Origin of the sequence: Croceicoccus pelagius, assembly GCF_001661915.1 — a bacterium.
GTDB lineage: Bacteria > Pseudomonadota > Alphaproteobacteria > Sphingomonadales > Sphingomonadaceae > Croceicoccus > Croceicoccus pelagius.
The window spans coordinates 178,431-196,910 of the sequence record NZ_LYWY01000006.1 but is presented as its reverse complement, the minus strand read 5'-3'; the positions used below and the strand labels follow the sequence as shown (position 1 = coordinate 196,910).

Genomic DNA, 18,480 nt, shown 5'->3' with positions numbered 1-18,480 from the left:
CCCGTTGTTTTTTGGCGTTATGCCAGCCGGTCGAGAATGCCCTTGGCAAAAGTGCTGAGCGTATCGTCGCGCGCGCCCATCACGACGATGCGGTCGCGGGCCTCCGCGATCTCCACGATCCGGTCGCCGCAGTCTTCTCGCGAAGGGATATGTTCCGCCTGTTTCCCGGCATCGGCGATCCATCCGGCAAGGTCCGTGCTGCCCACGCTCTTGTCCACGGTGCCGCCGAAATAGACGGGATCGCACAGGATCACGCGGTCGTCTGCCTCAAGCTCTTCGGCAAAAACATGCGCGAGTTCGCGGCCCATCTGCTTCAGGGGGCCGAAACCATGCGGCTGGAAAAAGGCGATCACGCGGCCCGGATGACTACGCAGGGTGCGAAGCGTAGCGCGGACCTTGTCGGGGTTGTGGCCGAAATCGTCGATGACCGCGATGCCCGATGGGCTGGTTCCGACGATGTCGAACCGGCGCGCAAGGCCGGTGAAGCTGGCCAGGGCCGCCACGGCGTCGCCGACCGCAACGCCGGCGGCAACGCAGGCAGCAATCGCGGCGAGCGCGTTTGAGAGGTTGTGGCGACCCGGTATGTTGAGGACGAGCGGGTATTCGTTCCCGTCATGCCGGTCGATCAGCGTCGCGGCCTGCCGCGTCGGGCCATCGGCGATGGAGTCGGGCACGATACCGATCTGCGCCTTCTCCTGCTCGATCCCGAATGTCAGCGCCTGCTTCGCGCGCGGCAGCAGGGCCAGCGCCTCGGCATCGTCGGCGTTGACCGCTGCGACATCGGCAGCGGCAAGGAAATCGCCGAACAGGACGCGCAGTTCGTCCATCGACTTGTGGTCCAGCGTGACGTTCAGCAGCACAGCGACCGATGGGTGGTAAAGCGCGATCGACCCGTCGCTTTCGTCCACTTCCGACACGAAGACCTGCCCGCGCCCCGCCCGCGCACTGGCGAAAGGCACATCTGGCGCGACGAAGTTCTTCATCACCGCGCCGTTCATGATCGTCGGATCGGTACCTGCACGCTCCATGATCCAGCCGGTCATGCCCGTCACCGTCGACTTCCCGCTCGTCCCGCCGATGGCGATCGAAGTTGGCGCGGCGTTGAACAGCGCAGACAGCAATTCGGCGCGGCTGGCGCGCAGGCAGCCCAGTTCTTTTGCGCGGGCGACTTCGGGGACTGTATCCTCGATCGCGGCGCTGGCGACCAGCACCTGATCGCCGCTGGTGATGCCGCTGCCGTCCTGCGGAAACAGTTCGATGCCTTGCGCTTCGAGCCATGCGAATTTCTCCGCGCTGCGCCTCTGGTCGCGGCTGCGGTCCGATCCGGCGATCTTTGCACCGCGCGCGTTCAGGATGCAGGCGAGTGGTAGCATCCCCGACCCGCCGATCCCGCAGAAAAAGAACGGGCGGCCGGTAAGGTCTTGCGGAACGGGGCTTGGCGAAATCGGGGTATCGGTCATCGCCCCTGTGGCTATTGCCTGTGCTCACGCTTGGCAATCGCGGGTGCGACGGATAGCCACATGCATATGGCCATACGCATCGCGATCTGCGCCCCTTCGGCAACGCTGCCGCGCGAACTCGTCGCGCCGGTGCGCGAGGTCGCCTCGTGCTTCGAAGGGGTGGAACTGCACTTCCACGAACAGTGCTTTTACGAAGCGGGGCATTTCGCAGGCACCGACGAACAGAGGCTGGAGGCCTTGCTCGACTGTGCGAACGACCCGACGATCGACGCGGTATGGTTCGCGCGCGGCGGATATGGATCGAACCGCATTTGCGAGGCAGCGTTGACATATCTTTCGCGCGAGGCGGACCGGAAAGTGTTTCTCGGTTCCTCGGACGCGGGTTACCTGCTCGGCTCGCTCTACAAGGCGGGGATCGGCAGGCCGGTCCATGCGCCAATGCCTCTGGACATCAAACGCCACCGCGGGGCCGAGGCGGTCGAGCGGGTGCTCGCCTGGATGAAGGGCGAGGCAGCGCCGATCGAGCCCACGCTGGATCACCGCCCGACGGTGGCCTTTAATCTCACCACGCTCGCCATGCTGGCAGGTACGCGGTTCATGCCGGACCTGCGCGGTCATGTCGTGATGGTCGAGGAAGTGAGCGAATATCTCTATTCGGTCGACCGGTTGTTTTTCCACACGGTGGAAGTGCTTAAGGGCATGGATATCGCCGGGCTGCGCCTTGGCCGCGTGTCCGACGTGCCGGAAAACGACCGCGAGTTCGGCGCCGATGCCGAGACTATTGCAAAGGACTGGTGCGCAAGGGCCGGGATCCAGTACCTTGGCCGCGCGGACATAGGGCACGACCATGCGAACCGGATCGTGCCGTTCGGTCAGCAGCGCGACTTCGTGCCCGGCTGAGCGACCGCACGAGGAGGAGAGAAAGATGCCAGAGGCGCTGCCCGTCAGGCAGATTGCGTATTTCGTGCCCGATGTCCGCAAGGCGGCGACCGAACACCACGCACTTTACGGATCGGGTCCGTATTTCGTTGCCGAAAATATCCCGCTGGGATCAGCCACGCATCGCGGCAATCCCGCGACGCTCGATCATACCAGCGCCTATGGCCAGTGGGGCTCGGTGATGGTGGAATTCGTCCAGCAGAATAATTCCGGTCCGTCGGCCTTTCATGACATGTATGCCGAAGGATCGGGGGAGGGCGGACTGCACCACGTCGCGTTGTTCGTGGAATCGATCGAGAGCACGATAGCTCATTACGCCGCCGCCGGATACGAGGTCGCCTTCGATGCGCGGATGGAGGACGGCTTTCGCTTCGTCTTCATCGACGCGGTGAAGACTCATGGCCACATGATCGAGCTTTACGAGCCGACCGACTCGCTGGTCGGCTTCTACGGCCTCGTCGCTGACAAGGCCGGGCGGTTTTCCGACGGCCTGCTTATCGACATTTCGCTGGGTTGAGGGCTTGCCCGTGGGCAACGGCATGCCTAACCCGCCCGGCAACAGGAGACTTGTATCATGAAGGCATTCGTTTTTCCGGGGCAGGGCAGCCAGAAGGTCGGGATGGGCATGGACCTTTCCGCCGCCAGTAGCGCCGCTCGTGAAGTGTTCGAGGAAGTGAACGACGCGCTGGGCCAGGATCTTGCCAGGCTGATGGCCGAAGGGCCGGAGGACCAGCTTACACTCACCGAAAACGCGCAGCCCGCGATCATGGCCAATGCCATGGCGGTCGTGCGCGTCTTGGGCCGCGAATTCGATGTCTCGCTGGGCGAAAAGGGCGATTACGTCGCCGGTCACAGCCTTGGCGAATATACCGCGCTTTGTGCCGCGCGCGCGTTCTCGGTTGCCGATACCGCGCGTCTGCTGAAGCTGCGCGGACAGGCGATGCAGGCCGCTGTGCCAGTGGGCGTGGGTTCAATGTGCGCGCTGCTTGGTGCCGACATCGAGAAGGCCGGCGAATTGGCCGAAGCAGCTGCCGAAGGGCAGGTCTGCACGGTAGCCAACGACAACGATCCGACGCAGGTCGTGCTGTCGGGCCATGCAGAGGCGATCGACCGCGCCATCGCGCTGGTGAAGGACTTCGGCATCAAGCGCGGCGTGAAGCTGCCCGTTTCCGCGCCTTTCCACTGCCCCCTGATGCAGCCTGCCGCCGATGCGATGGCCGAGGCACTGACCGCAACTCCGCCGAGCGCGCCGATCCTGCCGGTATTCGCCAACGTCACCGCGCAGCCGGTAGCCGACCCTGCGGAAATCCGCCGCCTCTTGGTCGAACAGGTCACGGGCCGGGTCCGCTGGCGCGAAAGCGCGATCGGCATGGGCGCGATCGGTGTCACCCACTTCTACGAACTGGGCGGCAAGGTGCTGGCTCCCATGATCAAGCGTTCCTTTCCCGACGCGGTCGTGACCAGCGTCGTGACGATGGAAGACATAGAGGCGCTGGCAAGGGAACTGTGATGCGCTGGGGCGCTCTCACCTGGGTCACGATGATCGCGGGCGGGGTGGCCGTCGCGTCGGCTGCCGCCGCGCAGGAAGCGGACGTGCCGCCGAACATCGCCTGCATGCGGGATGCGACCGATGCCGAGAGCGCGGCCTACGTTTCCTATTACACCGATCATTTCGATTATCAGCCGGGCGGGCCGATTCCCGATCCGACCGAGGCTTTGGGCGACGCGCTGGCAAGCCACCTCTACCGCTGCATGGCTGAGCTTGATTGGGACGATGCGACGATGTCGGCGGCTTTCGGTGCGCAGACCGGCTATCTGGTCGAGATGGGCATCGTGAATTCCATGCCGGTGTCTGCGCCAAGCAGACTGGAAGTGCAGGAATTACTGAACCGCATCAGCATGCGCGACCTTCGCATCCTGTCCGACGAACAGCAGGCCGACAGCGCGGAACAGGCGCAAGCCATGCAGGCCATGACCGGTGGCTCGGTCGTCTCCATGGAAGAGGGCGCGACCGCCGTTATCGAAAACTACGCCCCCCAGCTTGCCAAGGCGCGGCTTATCCGCATCGAGGGGCTTCGTGGATTGAGTGAAGAAGGAAAGTCGGAATGAACAAGATGTTCGACCTCAGCGGCATGACCGCGCTCGTTACCGGGGCCAGCGGCGGCATCGGTTCGTCCATCGCCATCGCCCTTGCCAGGCAGGGCGCACGGCTGGCGCTGTCAGGCTCCAACGGTGACAAGCTGCGCGCCTTTCGCGAACAGCTTAACGAGGAAATCGGCGGCGATCACGTCGAGATCACCTGCAACCTGTCGGACACGACGCAGGTGGAAGAACTCGTCCCCGCCGCGATCGACACGCTGGGCAGCCTCGACATCCTCGTCAACAATGCCGGCATCACTCGCGACGGGCTGATGATGCGTATGAAGGACGAAGATTGGCAGCAGGTGCTGGACATCAACCTGTCCGCCGCCTTCCGCCTGATGCGCGCCGCGACGCGCCCGATGATGAAGGCCAAGTTCGGCCGCATCGTTTCGATTACCAGCGTTGTCGGCACGACCGGCAATCCCGGCCAGATGAATTACGCCGCGGCCAAGGCGGGCCTTGTCGGCCTGTCGAAGAGCCTTGCGCAGGAACTGGCCAGCCGCAACGTCACCGTGAACTGCGTCGCCCCCGGCTTCATCCGCACCGCGATGACCGACGTTCTGCCCGACGCGCAGAAGGACGCGCTGAATGCCCGCATCCCGATGGGCCGCATGGGCGAGGGCGAGGACATCGGGGCAGCGGTCGCCTACCTCGCGTCGAAGGAAGCGGGTTATGTCACGGGCCAGACGCTGCACGTAAATGGCGGCATGGCGATGATCTGATCCGGCAGGGGACTGCTCGCATGTTCACGATACGCGAAGACGATCTGAGCAGCGAGCAGACCCGCCGCCTGCTGGCGCTGCATCTTGCCGGGATGCAGGCCAATTCTCCGGCAGAGAGCGTGTTCGCGCTCGACCTGACGGCGCTGCAGGACCCGCGCGTGACGGTCTGGTCCGCGTGGCACGGCGACACGATCGCCAGCATCGGTGCGATCAAGGCGCTTGGCGACGGCACGGCAGAAGTGAAATCGATGCGGACGGCTCCCGAATTTGAACGGCGCGGTGCCGCTGCGCAGATTCTCGAAACCATCATCGATGAAGCGCGTTCGAGGGGATATCGCGGTCTCTATCTGGAAACGGGTTCGGGTTCATCGTTCGAACCTGCGCTCGCGCTTTACCGCAAGCGCGGATTTGCGAACTGCGGGGTTTTTTCGGACTATGAGGCCAGCGATTTCAACCAGTTCCTGCATCTCGACATAGAGAGCGCGGGATAGCTGCGAGAGAGACTGGCATGCGCGTGATGGTCCTGGTGAAAGCCACCAAAGAAAGCGAAGCCGGTATTCTGCCGACCGAGCAGGCCTTCGCCGAAATGGACCGGTTCAACGACGAACTGGCCAAGGCGGGCGTCATCGTGTCGGGCGACGGCCTGAAGCCCACGAGCCACGGAGTGCGCGTTGCTTTCGACGGCGAGGAACGCACCGTGACCTGTGGCCCGTTCGAGGCGGTCGGCGAACTGGTTGCCGGTTACTGGATCTGGGAAGTCGCCGACATGGACGAGGCAGTGGCCTGGGCGAAGAAGTGCCCCAATCCGATGCCGGGACCCAGCGAGATCGAGATCAGGCCGTTCTACGAGCCGTCTGATTTCGCCTGATCCCACCTTTTACGGTGGACCAAGTGGGTCTTACGCGGCCTTTTATCCCCAGAATCGACCCGTTCCCTTTTCGTTCGCCTTGTCCGGTCTCACCCATCCGCTAGGAAAGTTTGACCGTATTTCATGCCCGGTCGGTCCTCTCGACACGGTCGGGCAAAAGGGGATCTGATTGAAATGAAGGCGACGATCGAACGGGCAACCCTGCTGCACAGCCTGTCCCACGTGCAGTCGGTGGTAGAACGCCGCAACACGATCCCGATCCTGTCCAACGTCCTGATCGAGGCGAAGGCCGACGGCACCGTCAAGGTGATGGCGACAGACCTCGACCTGCAGGTCGTGGAAGCCATGCCCGCCGCCTCGGTCGAAAGTCCGGGCGCGATCACTGTATCGGCCCACCTGTTGTTCGACATTGCGCGCAAGCTGCCCGACGGTTCGCAGGTCAGCCTGGAAACCGCGGACAACCGCATGGTCGTGAAGGCCGGGCGCAGCCGGTTCCAGCTTCCCACCCTGCCGCGTGACGACTTCCCCGTCATCGTCGAAGGCGACCTGCCGACAACGTTCGAGGTTCCGGCCGCCACGCTGGCGCAGCTGGTCGATCGCACCCGTTTCGCGATCAGCACCGAAGAAACGCGCTACTACCTCAACGGCATCTTCTTCCACGTGGCCGATGACGGCCCGGGCGGACAGCCGGTTCTGAAGGCGGCAGCCACCGACGGTCACCGCCTCGCGCGCTTCACCATTCCGCGCCCCGATGGCGCAGAGGGGATGCCCGACGTGATCGTGCCGCGCAAATGCGTTGCCGAACTGCGCAAGCTTCTGGAAGAATCCCTCGATTCCAACGTCCAGATCGACCTGTCGGCCAGCAAGATCCGCTTCACGCTCGGCGGAGAGGGCGGCATCGTCCTCACCAGCAAGCTGATCGACGGCACGTTCCCCGATTACAGCCGCGTCATCCCGACCGGCAACGACAAGCTGCTGAAGCTTGACCCCAAGTCGTTCTTTGCCGGCGTCGACCGCGTTGCGACCATCGCGACCGAAAAGACCCGCGCCGTGAAGATGTCCGTCGACAACGACCGCGTAACGCTATCCGTCACGTCGCCCGACAACGGCACCGCGGCCGAGGAAATCGCCGCTGCCTATGGCAGCGAGGGTCTGGAGATCGGCTTCAACGCGAATTATCTGAAGGACATCCTCGCCCAGATCGAGGGTGACAACGTCGAACTCCACCTTGCCGATGCGGGCGCGCCGACACTGATCCGTCAGAACGATGCGAGCCCGGCTCTCTACGTTCTGATGCCGATGCGGGTTTAGTAGAGCGCCATTTAAGGAAGAAGCAGGCTGCTCTGTGGGGCGGCACCGGACGTTTCAACCGACCCGCTGCCTGGGCTTGGCGCGACTTGTAATTCCTCGACCTGTGCTCGCGCTCAGGGCGGTTCGACTGCTCCCGGAGCGGTCGCGTTGGTACGTCGACGGCTGGGTCGGGGTGGAAAGCTGTCGCCGCAACTCGTCCGCCCCCGTTTCGGTCTTGCAATAGATTCGGGTGAGATTCTGATCGAGCTGTTCGCTATCATAGATGCCCACGCGGGCCGCGCGGCACATCTCGACAGCATCTCGCCTGGATAGTGGTATATCGACCGATCTGGTCATTTGCCGATCCTCGTTATCCGCATCCCTCGAAGGTTTGGAAACGGTCTTTACGGCGTTACGCTTGGGTTTCTGCCAACGAGGCCAGAACCTCCTCGAAGCTTTGCTGGACATTGACTTGCGCGTTGCCGCCAAAATGCAGGGTCGCACCGCGGTCGCTCTTGGTTACGTAGAGGACCCGAGAGACCTGACACGCCACTTGAGAACTGTCACCGCGCTGGAACAGCACGAACTTCTTTAAGTCTGCCATGCTATTCCTTCTGAAAAGTCACTGATGAGGCCGGTAGGCCGCTCTTATCAGTCACCTGGAGCTTGCCGCTGATATTCAGCCATCGCATCGCGAAGGTTGGTGTAGGTGTAGTTCCCCACCCGGTAATGCGTGACCGGAATGGCGGTAATACCGTCGGGTAATTCGGAAGAAGAATGCGGTGCCAGTGCGCCGCCTTCGTTTTCCCAAGGGCCTTTTCCAGTGGTGCTGGTTGTTTCGGGCAAAGTGCTCATTGTCCTACCCCTTGGTTAGGTCGCTCGTCTCGCGGCCAGCCGATATCCGACAGGCCCTTGGTGCGGCGCCAATCCGTTATGCGCTTCGCGTAGTAGCCGACCAGATCGAAATAGGTTTCCCGATCCTCGCTCGAGCGGACCTGTCGGGCATTCAGTTTGGCCCGCTGGTGATTGTGCAGAAGTTGGTTAAGGTTCATCGCAATAGCGCCTTCTTGGTAGCGATGGCTGAGGGAGATCCCCCAGCCATGCACTTTCATCAGCCCTGTTGAGCGCGCGCCTGTTCCTCGACGGTCTGGCTTTCACCCTGCTGACGCAAGTTGACTGCACGCTTCTTCCCGCCATCGACTTCGCTGGTTTCGTAGCTGTAACGCTGATCGCTTTTGGGCTCCTGTCCTTCCTGTTGCAGGTCGGACTTGCGGAAGGGAAGCGCATCGCCGCCCTCTTCGGGCAAGATTGTGCCCGAACCCTTGCCGCTGTTGTACCACTTGATCTTGCCGAAATGAGACATTGGACTTCCTTTTACGCGAGATGCAGCGAGCCGGGATTGGCCGCGGCTGCGGCTAAGAGGCGAAAGGGAAGGAAACGGCGCTTCTATATGAACGCCCAAGACCGTCGATTGCGACAGGTAGCTGTCCTTAAGATGGCGATCCCATTGGTGGTTTACAACCAAACGAAGAAATAAGGCGCTTGATGACTGGCAGTAATTGGGGGCGTTACCTGAAAATCTGCTTTCTGGCCCCGAAGTAGCCAACTGGCTACCGCTCCCGCTCCAGCCAAGCCGTCGAGGCACTGTCCATGCTGTAAGAATCTGGTCGGCATGTGCCAGCCTCGACGATCACAAAGCGTCAGTCGTTCGCCGCAAGATCGATATAGGCCCGTCGCGCGCGCACCAGGAGGAAAAGTGAGACCAGAGCAGCTCCTGCACAAGTGATCGCAAGCGACTGGTCGACCCGCGCTTCGTCTCCGATCACGAGATCGGTGATGAGCGCGACGATCGTCGGCGCGGCACCAAGGCCGATGACGGAAACGATGAAGACATAGATCGCGCTCGCCATGCCGCGCATGCGGTTCGGGGTGACGATCTGCAGCGCTCCCGATGCTGCGGCCATTGGCAGCGAGTAGGCAAAGCTGGCGAGACCTCCGAAGACCAGTCCCGCCTCGTAGGAACCTGCCAGCGCAAGCCCTATCGAGAGCAGGAAGATCGCGCTGGCCCCGATCAGCGGGACGACCATGAGGCTGCCCTTGAGCCCCTTCTTTTCCAGCAGCCTGCCCAATGTCGGTCCGGCAAGAACGCCGAGCGACCCACCGATCAGTACCAGCGTGCCGTAATGCAGGCCGACCGAGGCCGCCTCTGCCCCGAACTTGCGCATCAGGACGGCAGGCATCCAAGCCGGAAAGGCGTAGAGCGCGATGACGATCCCGCTCATCCCCGCATAGAAATTGAAGTAGAACTTCCCCCGCGCCCTGAAACCGCGCCAGACTTCGGCAAGCGGCATTGCGGCTTCTTCGGCTCCGTCCTTGTCGGCACTGCGAGCAGGCTCGCGGATAAGGAGCAGAATCGCGCAGATCAGGACACCGGGCACGGCGGCGGCGATGAACACGACCTGCCACGCATCGAGCGATCCGAAGCTGTTGTTCTCGGCAAATTCCAGCAGCAGTCCGCCAAAGATCAGGGCAAGGCCGCCGCCGATGTAGGGGCCCATCAACAGGATCGACATCGCCCGCGGCAGGAGGTGCGGCGGAAAGCGGTCCGCGATCATCGACCATGCGGCAGGCGTCAGGCTGGCCTCTGCCGCGCCGACTCCGACACGCGCGCCGAACATCTGCCAGTAGTTGCGCGCCAGTCCGCACAAGGCTGTGAAGATGCTCCACACCGCAACGCCGCCGAGCACGATGTTGCGGCGGTTCGAGGTGTCGCTCATCCGACCGAAGATCGGGCTGAAGACGATATAGGCCGAGGTGAAGGCCAGTCCTTGTAACAGGCTCAACCGAGTATCGGAAAGGTCGAATTCGGCCTTCAGAGGTTCGACGAGCAGGTTCAGCACCTGCCGATCGATGAAGCTGACAGTATAGGCAAGGGTCAGGACGACGACCATGGCCCAGGCACCCCAGCCTGCCTTTTGCGGTATCTGGACTGGCGCCTTGTATTCCGGCTCTTGCGTGGTCATGCCTGCTCCCTTTTGTCGTTCTGTTTTCGCGCCTTTTCGGCGCTATTTGCGGCGCACCGTACTTCCTCGCGGGCCAAAATGCTCCTAGTCATATTGAACCGATCACGGTTGCGGGAAGTACGGGGCAAATGCCGGTCGAAGTCGATCCTATCGAGAGAATGCGCGAAGTTACCGAAGCGGCGCACGCGCTGATCTGCGAAGGCGGTCTGGACGCCGTTACGGTCCGGGCGCTGGCTACAAGGCTGGATTGCAGCACGACCGCGGTGACTCACTATTTCAAGGACAAGGCCGAGATTCTGCTGGCGACCTATCGCCACTCGGTGGCGCGCGTCAGGCGCCGGCGCGAAGAGAGTGCGGGCGAAGGCTTCGTCGGACAGCTCGAGGCGATCCTGCCTCTCAATCCCGAGCAGCGGGACGACTGGCTGATCTATATCGCGTTCTGGTCCGAGGCGCTGTGCAGCCCGGTGCTGAAGGCCGAGCAGAAAGCCCGAAACCGCGAGATTGTTGCCGCGGTCAATGCGCATCTCGCGATGGCCGATATCCTGCCCGAAGGCACGGCCGAGGCGGACCGGATGGCGATCGCGCGCGGCATCGTCGCCTCGCTCTACGGTATCGCGGTGCAGGCGGTGTTCGACCCCGAGCGCTGGGATGCGGCCAGCCAGCGCGACGCGCTGGGCAGGGCGCTTGCGGCCCATATTCCTGATCATCGCTAGATCTTGCGCGCGACGCGGTCGCCCTCGCGAATGGCTTCGAGCGCCGATCGCGGCGAGATGACGTCGCCGGCAAGGTAGGTCGGGGCAAGGCTTTCGCACAGCGCACGCAGATCATCGCTCGCCCGCGGCGGTGCGCCCGATACGATGAAGTCGAACTCTTCCTTGCTCTGCTGTCCCGAAACCGAGTGGCGCAAGGTGGCGACGCCATCGGCAACTTTCGCCAGCTTGGTCAGTGGCAACAGGGTTGTGCCCTTGCGCAGCAGGCGGGCGAGCAGGTCGTTCATGTGTGTAAAGCCAAGGTTCGGGCCGAACACCTGGAAGGGCGTTGCGACCGTGACTGTGACGCCGCGTTCGACAAGCGATTCCAGCACCAGCGCGCTTTCGTAATTGCCGCGAAGGTCGATCATGAGCGCGCGTGTTCCGGCCATGTCGAACCTCTGGTCCTCGAACTCGCCTCTTGCCGCTTCGTCAGAGGAAAGCACGACGACCGAACCATCGTCTTCGCATGATAGCGCGCTTTGAGGCATGCTTCCGGTCGCGAGCACGATGGCTTCGGGGGCAAGGGCGCGCAGGTAAGCTTCGTCGACCGAAGTTTGAAGCTGCACTTCGACGGGAAGCTCGGCCAGTTCCTGTTCGATCCACGCGGTCGCCGAAAGCAGGTTGCTGGCCGCGCCCATCGTGCCGACCATGTTGAGCCTTCCGCCAAGGATCGATCCCGCTTCGGCCAGCGTCACGCTATGGCCGCGACGCGCGGCGATTTCGGCGGCTTTCATGCCTGCAGGTCCGCCGCCGACGACAAGCAGCTTTTTCGGTGTCGTGGCCACCGCGTCCATTTCGCGCAGGCGGTTTTCCTCGCCTACTTCGGGGTTCTGGAAACAGGTGATGGGATAGCGCGCGCGGTCGATGCAGCCCTGGTTCGCGCCGGTGCAGGTCCTGATCTTCGACGCCTTGCCCTCCATTAGTTTCCTGACGAGGTCGGGGTCGGAAATCTGCGCGCGGGTCATGCCGACCATGTCGCAGTCGCCGTTCTGCAGTGCGCCTTCGGCAAGGTCTGGCGTCGGGATCTTGCCCACGCCCAGCACGGGGATGCTGGCCCCGATTGCCTCGCGCAGTTTGCGGGTGAGGGGCAGCCATTCGCCGAACTTGTGGCGATAGGACCCGATCGCAAGCGCATAGTGCGATCCGCCCTGGCCTTCGGAATGGTTGAGGTAGTCAAACGCGCCGGTCTTCACGAATTCGACCGTGTATTCGCGGCACTTGTCCGGCCCGACACCGCCCTTTTCCGGCGGCACGAGATCGTCGGCAGACGTGCGAAAACCCATGACCTTGTCCGGCCCGATGGTCGCCCGCACGCGGCGCGCAAGTTCGGTGGTGAAGGCCAGCGGGTCGCCCCAGCGGTCGGTGCGCTGGTTGAACATCGGCGTAAAGCTTTGCTGGATCAGGTAGCCGTGCGTGCCGTGAAGTTCGACGCCGTCCATCCCGTTTTCGACCGCGATCAGCGCAGTCCGGCAGAAAGCATCGATGACGAGCTCGACTTCCTCGTCGGTCATCGCGTGGCCGATCTCGCCTTCGGTATTGACGCGCGCGGACCAGCCCCAGAGCGGGTGCAGGTCGGGCCGCACGGAAGAGATCGACTGCATACCGTAGTGGAACAGCTGCGAGATCGCGGTCGTGCCGTGTTCGTGCACGCGCGAGGACAGCTGGCGGAACTTGGCCGCAATGTCCTTTTCCTCGTAGTTGAAATGATTGAGCAGTCCGCTGCTTTCATGAACGTGCATCGCAGTCAGGATGATCATTCCGGCCCCGCCCCGTGCGCGCCGTTCCTGATAGGCCATGTAGCGTTCGCCGGTGGATCCGGGCTGGAAGAAATCGAGGTATGCTGCATGGGCCGTCGAGACGACCCGGTTGCGGACTTCCTTCGAGCCGAGGCGAATCGGTTCCAGCAGCTTCATCGATCTTCTCCAAAAAAGTTTTTATAAGACGCTTGTTACTCTACGAGGCGGGGCGATGCCGACACAACGGTATTTTGCGTCATTTATATAAAAAGCAGGCAAGAATGTTTTTTTGCAGGTTTCTTGATGCCGATCAAGTCGAGCCGCGCCATGAACGGCTAGGAAATCGCCGTAACGAGAAACCGGAGAGAGCCGATGGACACCGCATTCGAGATGACGCTTTATGAGGGCATGGCCGCCGAGAAGGCGCGCAAGGCCCCGCCGGAGGCTTTTCCGCGCCTGCCGGTGATCCCGGCGGCGCGTTACACCGACCCCGGCTTCCTCGCGTTGGAGAAGACCTATCTCTGGCAGAACGTGTGGCTCTACGCGCTGCACGTCGACGAACTTCCGAACCCGGGCGACTATCGCCTTTGGGACCGGACGGGTTCGCCGATCGTCATCGTGCGCGGCAAGGGCAACGAGATTCGCGCCTTTTACAACAGCTGCAGCCACCGCGGCGCGCCGCTGGTCGAAAAGGCGGAAGGCGCGACGCAGGGTTTCTTCTGCCGCTATCACGGCTGGACATACGACCTTGCCGGCAACCTTAATGCCGTGCGCGAGATGCGCGACTTCCCCGACTTCGACAAGTCGTGCCACGGGCTGAAGAAGGTTCGCTGTGAAACGTGGGGCAACTGGGTTTTCGTCAACGAGAATCCCGATGCCGAGCCGCTCCTGGATTTCCTCGGCGGGATCGTCGACGACTGGTCGAATCTTGGCGTCGACCGCCTGCGCCACATCCAGTCGGACAGCTTCGTCATCGACTGTCAGGTCAAGGTCCTGATCGATGCGTTTCTCGAAACCTATCACCTCAAATCTATCCACCCGAACACCGTGGACCGCTTCCTCGACAGTCGGTCCTCTTTCATGAACCTGTGGGAGCGCGGGCATTCGATGATGACGACCGCGCATCGCGATCCCGACTGGCGCGATCCCGGTACACGCGGGATGCCCGAGATCGACGGGGCCGAGGACATCTTCGAACAGAATCCGTCCTACAACATCTTCCCCAACCTCGTGACGCCGCCTTCCACGACGGGGATGCCCTTCCTCACCTTCTGGCCGACGGACGACCGGTCGATGATCGTCGACGTGCACTGGTTTGGGCCCGAAGGGTCGGAAGGGCACGAGATGTGGCCGACGCGGATTTCGAACCTCGTCCGCATCCTCGAAGAAGACACCCAGTTCGCACCGTCGATCCAGAAATCGGTCGAGGCCAAGGGTTTCGAAGGGCTGACCCTCTCGTACCAGGAGCGGCGCATCTATGCCTGGCACATGGAGCTCGACCGCCTGATGGGCGATGCCGTGCCGGAAGGGCTGAAGCTCGACCGCGTGCTCGACCCCTGGATCGAGAGCCACTGAGGAGTACGAGCTATGGTCACCACCTATCGCCAGCTGCTCGATACCGACAGCCGCGCCGCACCCGACGTTCTGCGCGACGAACATCGCCATGATTTCGGCAGCGCGCCGATCGGGGCGGAACGTTACATCGACCGGGCCTTCTTTGACCGCGAAGCCGAGATGATGTGGTCCAAAGTCTGGCAGATGGCCTGCCGTGAAGAGGACATTCCCGAAGTCGGCGACGTCCACGTCTATGACATCATCGACCGCTCGGTCCTTGTCGTGCGCAGCGGGCCCGACACGATCGAGGCGTTCCCCAATTCCTGCCTTCACCGCGGGCGCAAGCTGATGGACGAAAGCGGGCGGGTGGAGAACATGCGCTGCGGCTTTCACGGGTGGAGCTGGAACTTGGACGGCTCGATCCGGTCGGTGCCGTGCCGTCAGGAATTCGCCGCACTGTCCGATGACGACCTGCACCTGCCGGTCATCCGCATCGGGCGCTGGGGCGGGTTCGTCTTCGTGAATTTCGATGCGGATGCACCGTCTCTGGAGGAATACCTCGGCGTCCTGCCCGACCACTTCGAGCGATGGGGGCTGGAGAGCCGTTGGAAGGCCGCGCACGTCGCGCGGGTTATCCCGTGCAACTGGAAAGTGGCGCAGGAAGCTTTCATGGAAAGCTATCACGTCATTGCGACCCATCCTCAGATCCTGCCGTTCTTTTCGGATGTGGGGTCGGAATACGACATCTATGGCCCCCACGTGAACCGCAACCTTGCCGCCTTCGGCGAGCCGAGCCCGCACTTGCGCGAGAGGCCGAGCGACGGGGAAGTGCTGGAAGGGATGTTCGGCCTGTGGGGCAGGGACGTGCCCGAAGGCGTGGACGCGGACGCGCTGCCCCCGCGTGCGATTCTGGGCGAGACTGCGCGCAGCAGCATGGCGCGCGCGACGCGAAGCGACCTGGATGAGGCGACCGATGCCGAAATGCTCGACGCCATCGTCTACAACGTATTTCCCAACTTCGCGCCGTGGGGCGGCTTTGTGCCGAACATCGTCTATCGCTGGCGGCCGAACGGGCGCGATGTCGACAGCTGCATCATGGAAGTGATGATCCTTAAGCCGGTGAAGAAAGGCGAGACCCGCCCACGCGGTGTGCCCGTCCACTGGCTGGGCGAGGACGAGCCGTGGTCGAACGCGACCGAACTGCCAGCGCTTGGCCCCGTGATCGATCAGGACATGGCGAACATGCCGCACGTGCAGACCGGCCTGAAAGCTTCGGGCACCGGGACGGTTCAGCTTGCGACCTACATGGAAAGCCGCATCCGGCATTTTCACGCAACGCTCGATGCCTATCTGGACGGTCGGTTGCCCGGGCGTTCCTGACGGTCTGCTGGGAAAAAAGGCAGGGCGCAGGCGGATTGGAAACACCTGCGCCCCACAGTGAGGAGCTCTAACGCTCAGTAGCGCTCCAAGTCAGTCACGACCCAAGTCAGTAACGATAGGTCAGCTGCAGCTGCACCGTGCGCGGCGTATTGGCATAGCCGCGCTGGTCGGCAAGCCGGCCGGCATCCGTGCCAGTGCCCGAACCCGTCGAAGGTGCGTCAAGCGCGCCCGAAACGACGAACTGGTTAGTCAGGTTCTTGCCGATCAGGCCCAGTTCCCAACCCGCGTCGCTCTTCAGGAACAGGCTGGCGTCGAGATTGACGTATTCGCCCTGCGTCGCGATCGGATTGGCGAAAGGCGATGCGTTATACGAGCTGGAGTAGCGGGCATCGCTGCTGATGCCGACCGACATGCCGTCGGACACATCGGTCTTGTAGGCAAAGCCGAGCGATCCGGTCCACTTGGGTGCCATCGCCATCGTCACGCCGCCCAGATCCTGGCCGAGAAGGCCACCGAACGGGTTGCTGGTGAGGTTGCAGCCCTGTGCCGGGGTCTGGCCGGTAACGCATGGGGCGATGAAGTCGATGTAGTGCGCGTCGTTGTAGTTGATCGACCCGCGCACTGACAGGCCCGGCGCCGCGTGCGGAGCGAATTCGCCCGACAGTTCGACACCCTTGGTGCGTGCCGAACCGGCATTGGTCGTCACGAAACGGAAGGACTGCGCTTCGAAGAAGTCGACCTGCAGGTTGATGTACTTGTAGCTGTAGAGCGCAAGGTCGAGACGCAGCTGGTTGTCGGCCAGCGTGGACTTGATGCCGCCCTCGAACCCCTTGGCGCGTTCCGGCTCGAAGTCCAGATCGCCCGCAACGCTGGCGTTGGTATAGGTGCTCTCGTTCGAGAAGCCGCCCGACTTGTAACCGGCCTTGTAGCCCGCATAGATGTTGAGCGCGCGCGACGGCTTGTAAGCCACGGTGACTTCCGGGGTCCAGTCGGTGAACGTCTGCTTCGTGTTGATCGGATCGTTCTCACGATAGGCAATCCCTGGCCGGATGAACGGATGGATGAAGTAGCTGTCCTTGGTTTCGTGCGTATAGCGAACGCCGCCCGAAAGCTCGACCGAGGGCACGACGTTCCAGACCACCTGCGCGAAGGGAGAGATAGTCTCGCCATCGGTGGTGGAATACTTGCTGAACGCCATGAACTGGTTGATCGGGTCCTCGTTGCTCTTCTGGACGTTGCCGAAAAACACGTTCTGGTCGGCCAGCAGCTTGGAATCCTGGTAGAGCACGCCAACCATGGCGTTTAGCGGACCATCGTACTGCGTCTGGGCGCGGAATTCGCCGCTGAAGGCCTTCCACTTCTCGTAGCTGCCCACGAAGATCTGCGTCACGCGCTGCTGGTAGTCGGAGTCCGAGAACCAGCGGTTGCGCTGGTTCTGATAGTTCAGAACCGCTGTCAGCACGACGTCGCCAAGATCGTAGTTGGTGTTGTTGGTAACCTGGAACGACTTGTAGGTCGCGCCGACGTTGCCGCCTTCGTAGGCGTAGGGGAACACGGCGCCGACTTCTTCGGGCGCGTTGTTGTGATAGGAATACCACTTACGCTCGCACGGCACATCGGGCATCAGCGTCGAATTGCCGCCGTCGCAGGCGAAGATGATGTTGTTCCATCCCGGATCGTTCGCGCGGTTCCAACCCATCGACATCTTGGTCACGCTGGTCAGGTCGCTTGTCGGTTCCCACTTCAGCGAAGCGCGGCCCAGCAGTTCCTTTTCCTGCGGCGTTTTGTCGGCAACTGCCGTTGCCACGGTGTTGAAAGTCGTGCCGGTGTCGAGATCGGTGAAAGTCAGCGGCAGGTCGGTTGCGTAGTTGCGGGTATAGCCACCCCACATCTTCGCACCGCGTAGCGCGACACGGGCCGAGAGCGTGTCGCTAAGCGGCCCGGAAATGATCTGTTCGATAAAGGCGCGCTTGCCCTTGATTTCATATCCGACGCGGGTCGAGCCTTCGAAATAGTCGGTGGGATCGGCCGTCGTGATCGAGATGACGCCTGCCGTCGCGTTCTTCCCGAAGAACAGCGCCTGCGGACCTTTCAGAACCTCGATGCGGGCAAGGTCGAAGAAGCCTTCGTTGAGGATGCGGCCGTTGCCGTAATAGACGCCGTCGACGATGACCGCGGTCGAACTTTCGATGCCAAGCGCGCTGGCCGGGGTGCCGATGCCGCGCAGCGTGATCTGGGCGCCGGAACCGGTGGTCGCCTTGCCGACCTGCAGGTTCGGGGTGGATGCCGCGATGCGCTCCACGCTCGAAATATCATAACGCTCGATCTGCTCGGGCGCGAAGGCGGTGACGGCGACGGGAATGTCCTGTGCCGATTCCTGTCGCTTGCGTGCCGTCACGATTATTTCGGTCAGACCGCCCTCACGTTCGACCCCTGCGGGTTCACCCGATGCATCCTGCGCGTGGGCAGGCGCGGCGAACGCGATTGCCGAAATCGATGCCACCAGTGCAGCGCGCGACACGGTTTTCCAGTGATTGGAACTCATTTTTCTCCCCTCTCCCTTGCGGATATGTCCGCATTCATAAGCAAGCCTCATTTCCTGTATTCCCAGGAT

General features: G+C 62.5%; 19 protein-coding genes. 11 read left to right on the top strand and 8 right to left on the bottom strand.

The features are described 5' to 3' along the window. Positions 1-17 precede the first annotated feature (17 nt). On the bottom strand, positions 18-1,460 hold the full coding sequence (locus A9D15_RS01260) for a glutamate ligase domain-containing protein (protein WP_066761008.1): 1,443 nt from the start codon (positions 1,458-1,460) through the stop codon (positions 18-20). 66 nt (positions 1,461-1,526) lie between these two features. Here A9D15_RS01260 and A9D15_RS01255 point away from each other — a divergent pair, with 66 nt between their 5' ends. The 8 genes from A9D15_RS01255 (at position 1,527) to dnaN (ending at position 7,442) form a co-directional block, all read left to right on the top strand. Continuing rightward, positions 1,527-2,360, top strand: a complete 834-nt coding sequence (locus tag A9D15_RS01255) for an LD-carboxypeptidase (protein WP_066761007.1) — start codon at positions 1,527-1,529, stop codon at positions 2,358-2,360. 25 nt (positions 2,361-2,385) lie between these two features. After that, positions 2,386-2,916, top strand: coding sequence for a VOC family protein (locus A9D15_RS01250; RefSeq protein WP_066761003.1), 531 nt, complete (start codon positions 2,386-2,388; stop codon positions 2,914-2,916). Between the two features lie 57 nt (positions 2,917-2,973). Further along, complete coding sequence (fabD, locus tag A9D15_RS01245) at positions 2,974-3,909, top strand: ACP S-malonyltransferase (RefSeq protein ID WP_066761001.1); 936 nt, start codon at positions 2,974-2,976, stop codon at positions 3,907-3,909. Next, positions 3,909-4,508 carry a hypothetical protein gene (locus A9D15_RS01240; RefSeq protein ID WP_066760999.1) on the top strand — a complete coding sequence of 200 codons (600 nt, stop codon included), beginning with the start codon at positions 3,909-3,911 and terminating at the stop codon, positions 4,506-4,508. The genes fabD and A9D15_RS01240 overlap by 1 nt, the downstream gene beginning before the upstream one ends. A gap of 5 nt (positions 4,509-4,513) precedes the next feature. Then, positions 4,514-5,263 carry a 3-oxoacyl-[acyl-carrier-protein] reductase gene (gene fabG, locus A9D15_RS01235; RefSeq protein ID WP_066761247.1) on the top strand — a complete coding sequence of 250 codons (750 nt, stop codon included), beginning with the start codon at positions 4,514-4,516 and terminating at the stop codon, positions 5,261-5,263. Between the two features lie 20 nt (positions 5,264-5,283). After that, the gene (locus A9D15_RS01230; RefSeq protein ID WP_066760997.1) at positions 5,284-5,754 is read left to right on the top strand and encodes a GNAT family N-acetyltransferase; all 471 of its coding nucleotides are present in this window, start codon (positions 5,284-5,286) and stop codon (positions 5,752-5,754) included. Between the two features lie 17 nt (positions 5,755-5,771). Next, positions 5,772-6,131, top strand: a complete 360-nt coding sequence (locus A9D15_RS01225) for a YciI family protein (protein WP_066760995.1) — start codon at positions 5,772-5,774, stop codon at positions 6,129-6,131. 174 nt (positions 6,132-6,305) lie between these two features. Beyond that, a complete protein-coding gene (gene dnaN, locus A9D15_RS01220) occupies positions 6,306-7,442 on the top strand; it encodes a DNA polymerase III subunit beta (RefSeq protein WP_066760993.1) in 1,137 nt (378 codons plus the stop codon). 391 nt (positions 7,443-7,833) lie between these two features. On the opposite strand, the gene A9D15_RS01215 is transcribed toward dnaN, so the two are convergent. The 5 genes from A9D15_RS01215 to A9D15_RS01200 all read right to left on the bottom strand — a co-directional run bounded on the left by A9D15_RS01215 (position 7,834) and on the right by A9D15_RS01200 (position 10,444). Beyond that, positions 7,834-8,025 (bottom strand): hypothetical protein, encoded by a 192-nt coding sequence (locus A9D15_RS01215; RefSeq protein WP_066760991.1) that lies wholly within the window; start codon positions 8,023-8,025, stop codon positions 7,834-7,836. 47 nt (positions 8,026-8,072) lie between these two features. Continuing rightward, positions 8,073-8,276, bottom strand: a complete 204-nt coding sequence (locus tag A9D15_RS16360) for a hypothetical protein (RefSeq protein ID WP_156521598.1) — start codon at positions 8,274-8,276, stop codon at positions 8,073-8,075. Beyond that, positions 8,273-8,533, bottom strand: a complete 261-nt coding sequence (locus A9D15_RS16355) for a hypothetical protein (RefSeq protein WP_156521597.1) — start codon at positions 8,531-8,533, stop codon at positions 8,273-8,275. The genes A9D15_RS16360 and A9D15_RS16355 overlap by 4 nt, the downstream gene beginning before the upstream one ends. Continuing rightward, positions 8,533-8,784, bottom strand: a complete 252-nt coding sequence (locus A9D15_RS01205) for a S1 domain-containing protein (RefSeq protein WP_066760987.1) — start codon at positions 8,782-8,784, stop codon at positions 8,533-8,535. The genes A9D15_RS16355 and A9D15_RS01205 overlap by 1 nt, the downstream gene beginning before the upstream one ends. Positions 8,785-9,121: 337 nt before the next feature. After that, on the bottom strand, positions 9,122-10,444 hold the full coding sequence (locus A9D15_RS01200; RefSeq protein WP_066760985.1) for a spinster family MFS transporter: 1,323 nt from the start codon (positions 10,442-10,444) through the stop codon (positions 9,122-9,124). 158 nt (positions 10,445-10,602) lie between these two features. Here A9D15_RS01200 and A9D15_RS01195 point away from each other — a divergent pair, with 158 nt between their 5' ends. After that, complete coding sequence (locus A9D15_RS01195; RefSeq protein ID WP_172807432.1) at positions 10,603-11,157, top strand: TetR/AcrR family transcriptional regulator; 555 nt, start codon at positions 10,603-10,605, stop codon at positions 11,155-11,157. Here A9D15_RS01195 and A9D15_RS01190 read toward each other — a convergent pair. Further along, positions 11,154-13,109, bottom strand: a complete 1,956-nt coding sequence (locus A9D15_RS01190; protein WP_066760978.1) for an oxidoreductase — start codon at positions 13,107-13,109, stop codon at positions 11,154-11,156. The two genes, A9D15_RS01195 and A9D15_RS01190, sit on opposite strands and share 4 nt — an antisense overlap. Before the next feature lie 195 nt (positions 13,110-13,304). Here A9D15_RS01190 and A9D15_RS01185 point away from each other — a divergent pair, with 195 nt between their 5' ends. After that, positions 13,305-14,507: an aromatic ring-hydroxylating oxygenase subunit alpha gene (locus tag A9D15_RS01185; protein ID WP_066760977.1), complete on the top strand. Its 1,203-nt coding sequence runs from the start codon at positions 13,305-13,307 to the stop codon at positions 14,505-14,507. Between the two features lie 12 nt (positions 14,508-14,519). Next, the gene (locus A9D15_RS01180) at positions 14,520-15,866 is read left to right on the top strand and encodes an aromatic ring-hydroxylating oxygenase subunit alpha (RefSeq protein WP_066760976.1); all 1,347 of its coding nucleotides are present in this window, start codon (positions 14,520-14,522) and stop codon (positions 15,864-15,866) included. Positions 15,867-15,972: 106 nt separating this feature from the next. Here A9D15_RS01180 and A9D15_RS01175 read toward each other — a convergent pair whose 3' ends face one another. After that, a complete protein-coding gene (locus A9D15_RS01175; protein WP_066760975.1) occupies positions 15,973-18,411 on the bottom strand; it encodes a TonB-dependent receptor in 2,439 nt (812 codons plus the stop codon). Between the last annotated feature and the right edge of the window lie 69 nt (positions 18,412-18,480).

Bases quoted from the DNA above. Each gene is read 5' to 3' on its own strand.
- A9D15_RS01195 (WP_172807432.1), top strand. From the start codon at position 10,603: ATGCGCGAAGTTACCGAAGCGGCGCACGCGCTGATCTGCGAAGGCGGT.
- A9D15_RS01185 (WP_066760977.1), top strand. From the start codon at position 13,305: ATGGACACCGCATTCGAGATGACGCTTTATGAGGGCATGGCCGCCGAG.
- A9D15_RS01205 (WP_066760987.1), bottom strand. From the start codon at position 8,784: ATGTCTCATTTCGGCAAGATCAAGTGGTACAACAGCGGCAAGGGTTCG.
- A9D15_RS01200 (WP_066760985.1), bottom strand. From the start codon at position 10,444: ATGACCACGCAAGAGCCGGAATACAAGGCGCCAGTCCAGATACCGCAA.
- fabG (WP_066761247.1), top strand. From the start codon at position 4,514: ATGTTCGACCTCAGCGGCATGACCGCGCTCGTTACCGGGGCCAGCGGC.
- A9D15_RS16360 (WP_156521598.1), bottom strand. From the start codon at position 8,276: ATGAGCACTTTGCCCGAAACAACCAGCACCACTGGAAAAGGCCCTTGG.
- A9D15_RS01260 (WP_066761008.1), bottom strand. From the start codon at position 1,460: ATGACCGATACCCCGATTTCGCCAAGCCCCGTTCCGCAAGACCTTACC.
- A9D15_RS01215 (WP_066760991.1), bottom strand. From the start codon at position 8,025: ATGGCAGACTTAAAGAAGTTCGTGCTGTTCCAGCGCGGTGACAGTTCT.
- A9D15_RS01225 (WP_066760995.1), top strand. From the start codon at position 5,772: ATGCGCGTGATGGTCCTGGTGAAAGCCACCAAAGAAAGCGAAGCCGGT.
- A9D15_RS01180 (WP_066760976.1), top strand. From the start codon at position 14,520: ATGGTCACCACCTATCGCCAGCTGCTCGATACCGACAGCCGCGCCGCA.
- A9D15_RS01230 (WP_066760997.1), top strand. From the start codon at position 5,284: ATGTTCACGATACGCGAAGACGATCTGAGCAGCGAGCAGACCCGCCGC.
- A9D15_RS16355 (WP_156521597.1), bottom strand. From the start codon at position 8,533: ATGAAAGTGCATGGCTGGGGGATCTCCCTCAGCCATCGCTACCAAGAA.
- dnaN (WP_066760993.1), top strand. From the start codon at position 6,306: ATGAAGGCGACGATCGAACGGGCAACCCTGCTGCACAGCCTGTCCCAC.
- A9D15_RS01255 (WP_066761007.1), top strand. From the start codon at position 1,527: ATGGCCATACGCATCGCGATCTGCGCCCCTTCGGCAACGCTGCCGCGC.
- A9D15_RS01240 (WP_066760999.1), top strand. From the start codon at position 3,909: ATGCGCTGGGGCGCTCTCACCTGGGTCACGATGATCGCGGGCGGGGTG.
- A9D15_RS01175 (WP_066760975.1), bottom strand. From the start codon at position 18,411: ATGAGTTCCAATCACTGGAAAACCGTGTCGCGCGCTGCACTGGTGGCA.
- A9D15_RS01190 (WP_066760978.1), bottom strand. From the start codon at position 13,109: ATGAAGCTGCTGGAACCGATTCGCCTCGGCTCGAAGGAAGTCCGCAAC.
- fabD (WP_066761001.1), top strand. From the start codon at position 2,974: ATGAAGGCATTCGTTTTTCCGGGGCAGGGCAGCCAGAAGGTCGGGATG.
- A9D15_RS01250 (WP_066761003.1), top strand. From the start codon at position 2,386: ATGCCAGAGGCGCTGCCCGTCAGGCAGATTGCGTATTTCGTGCCCGAT.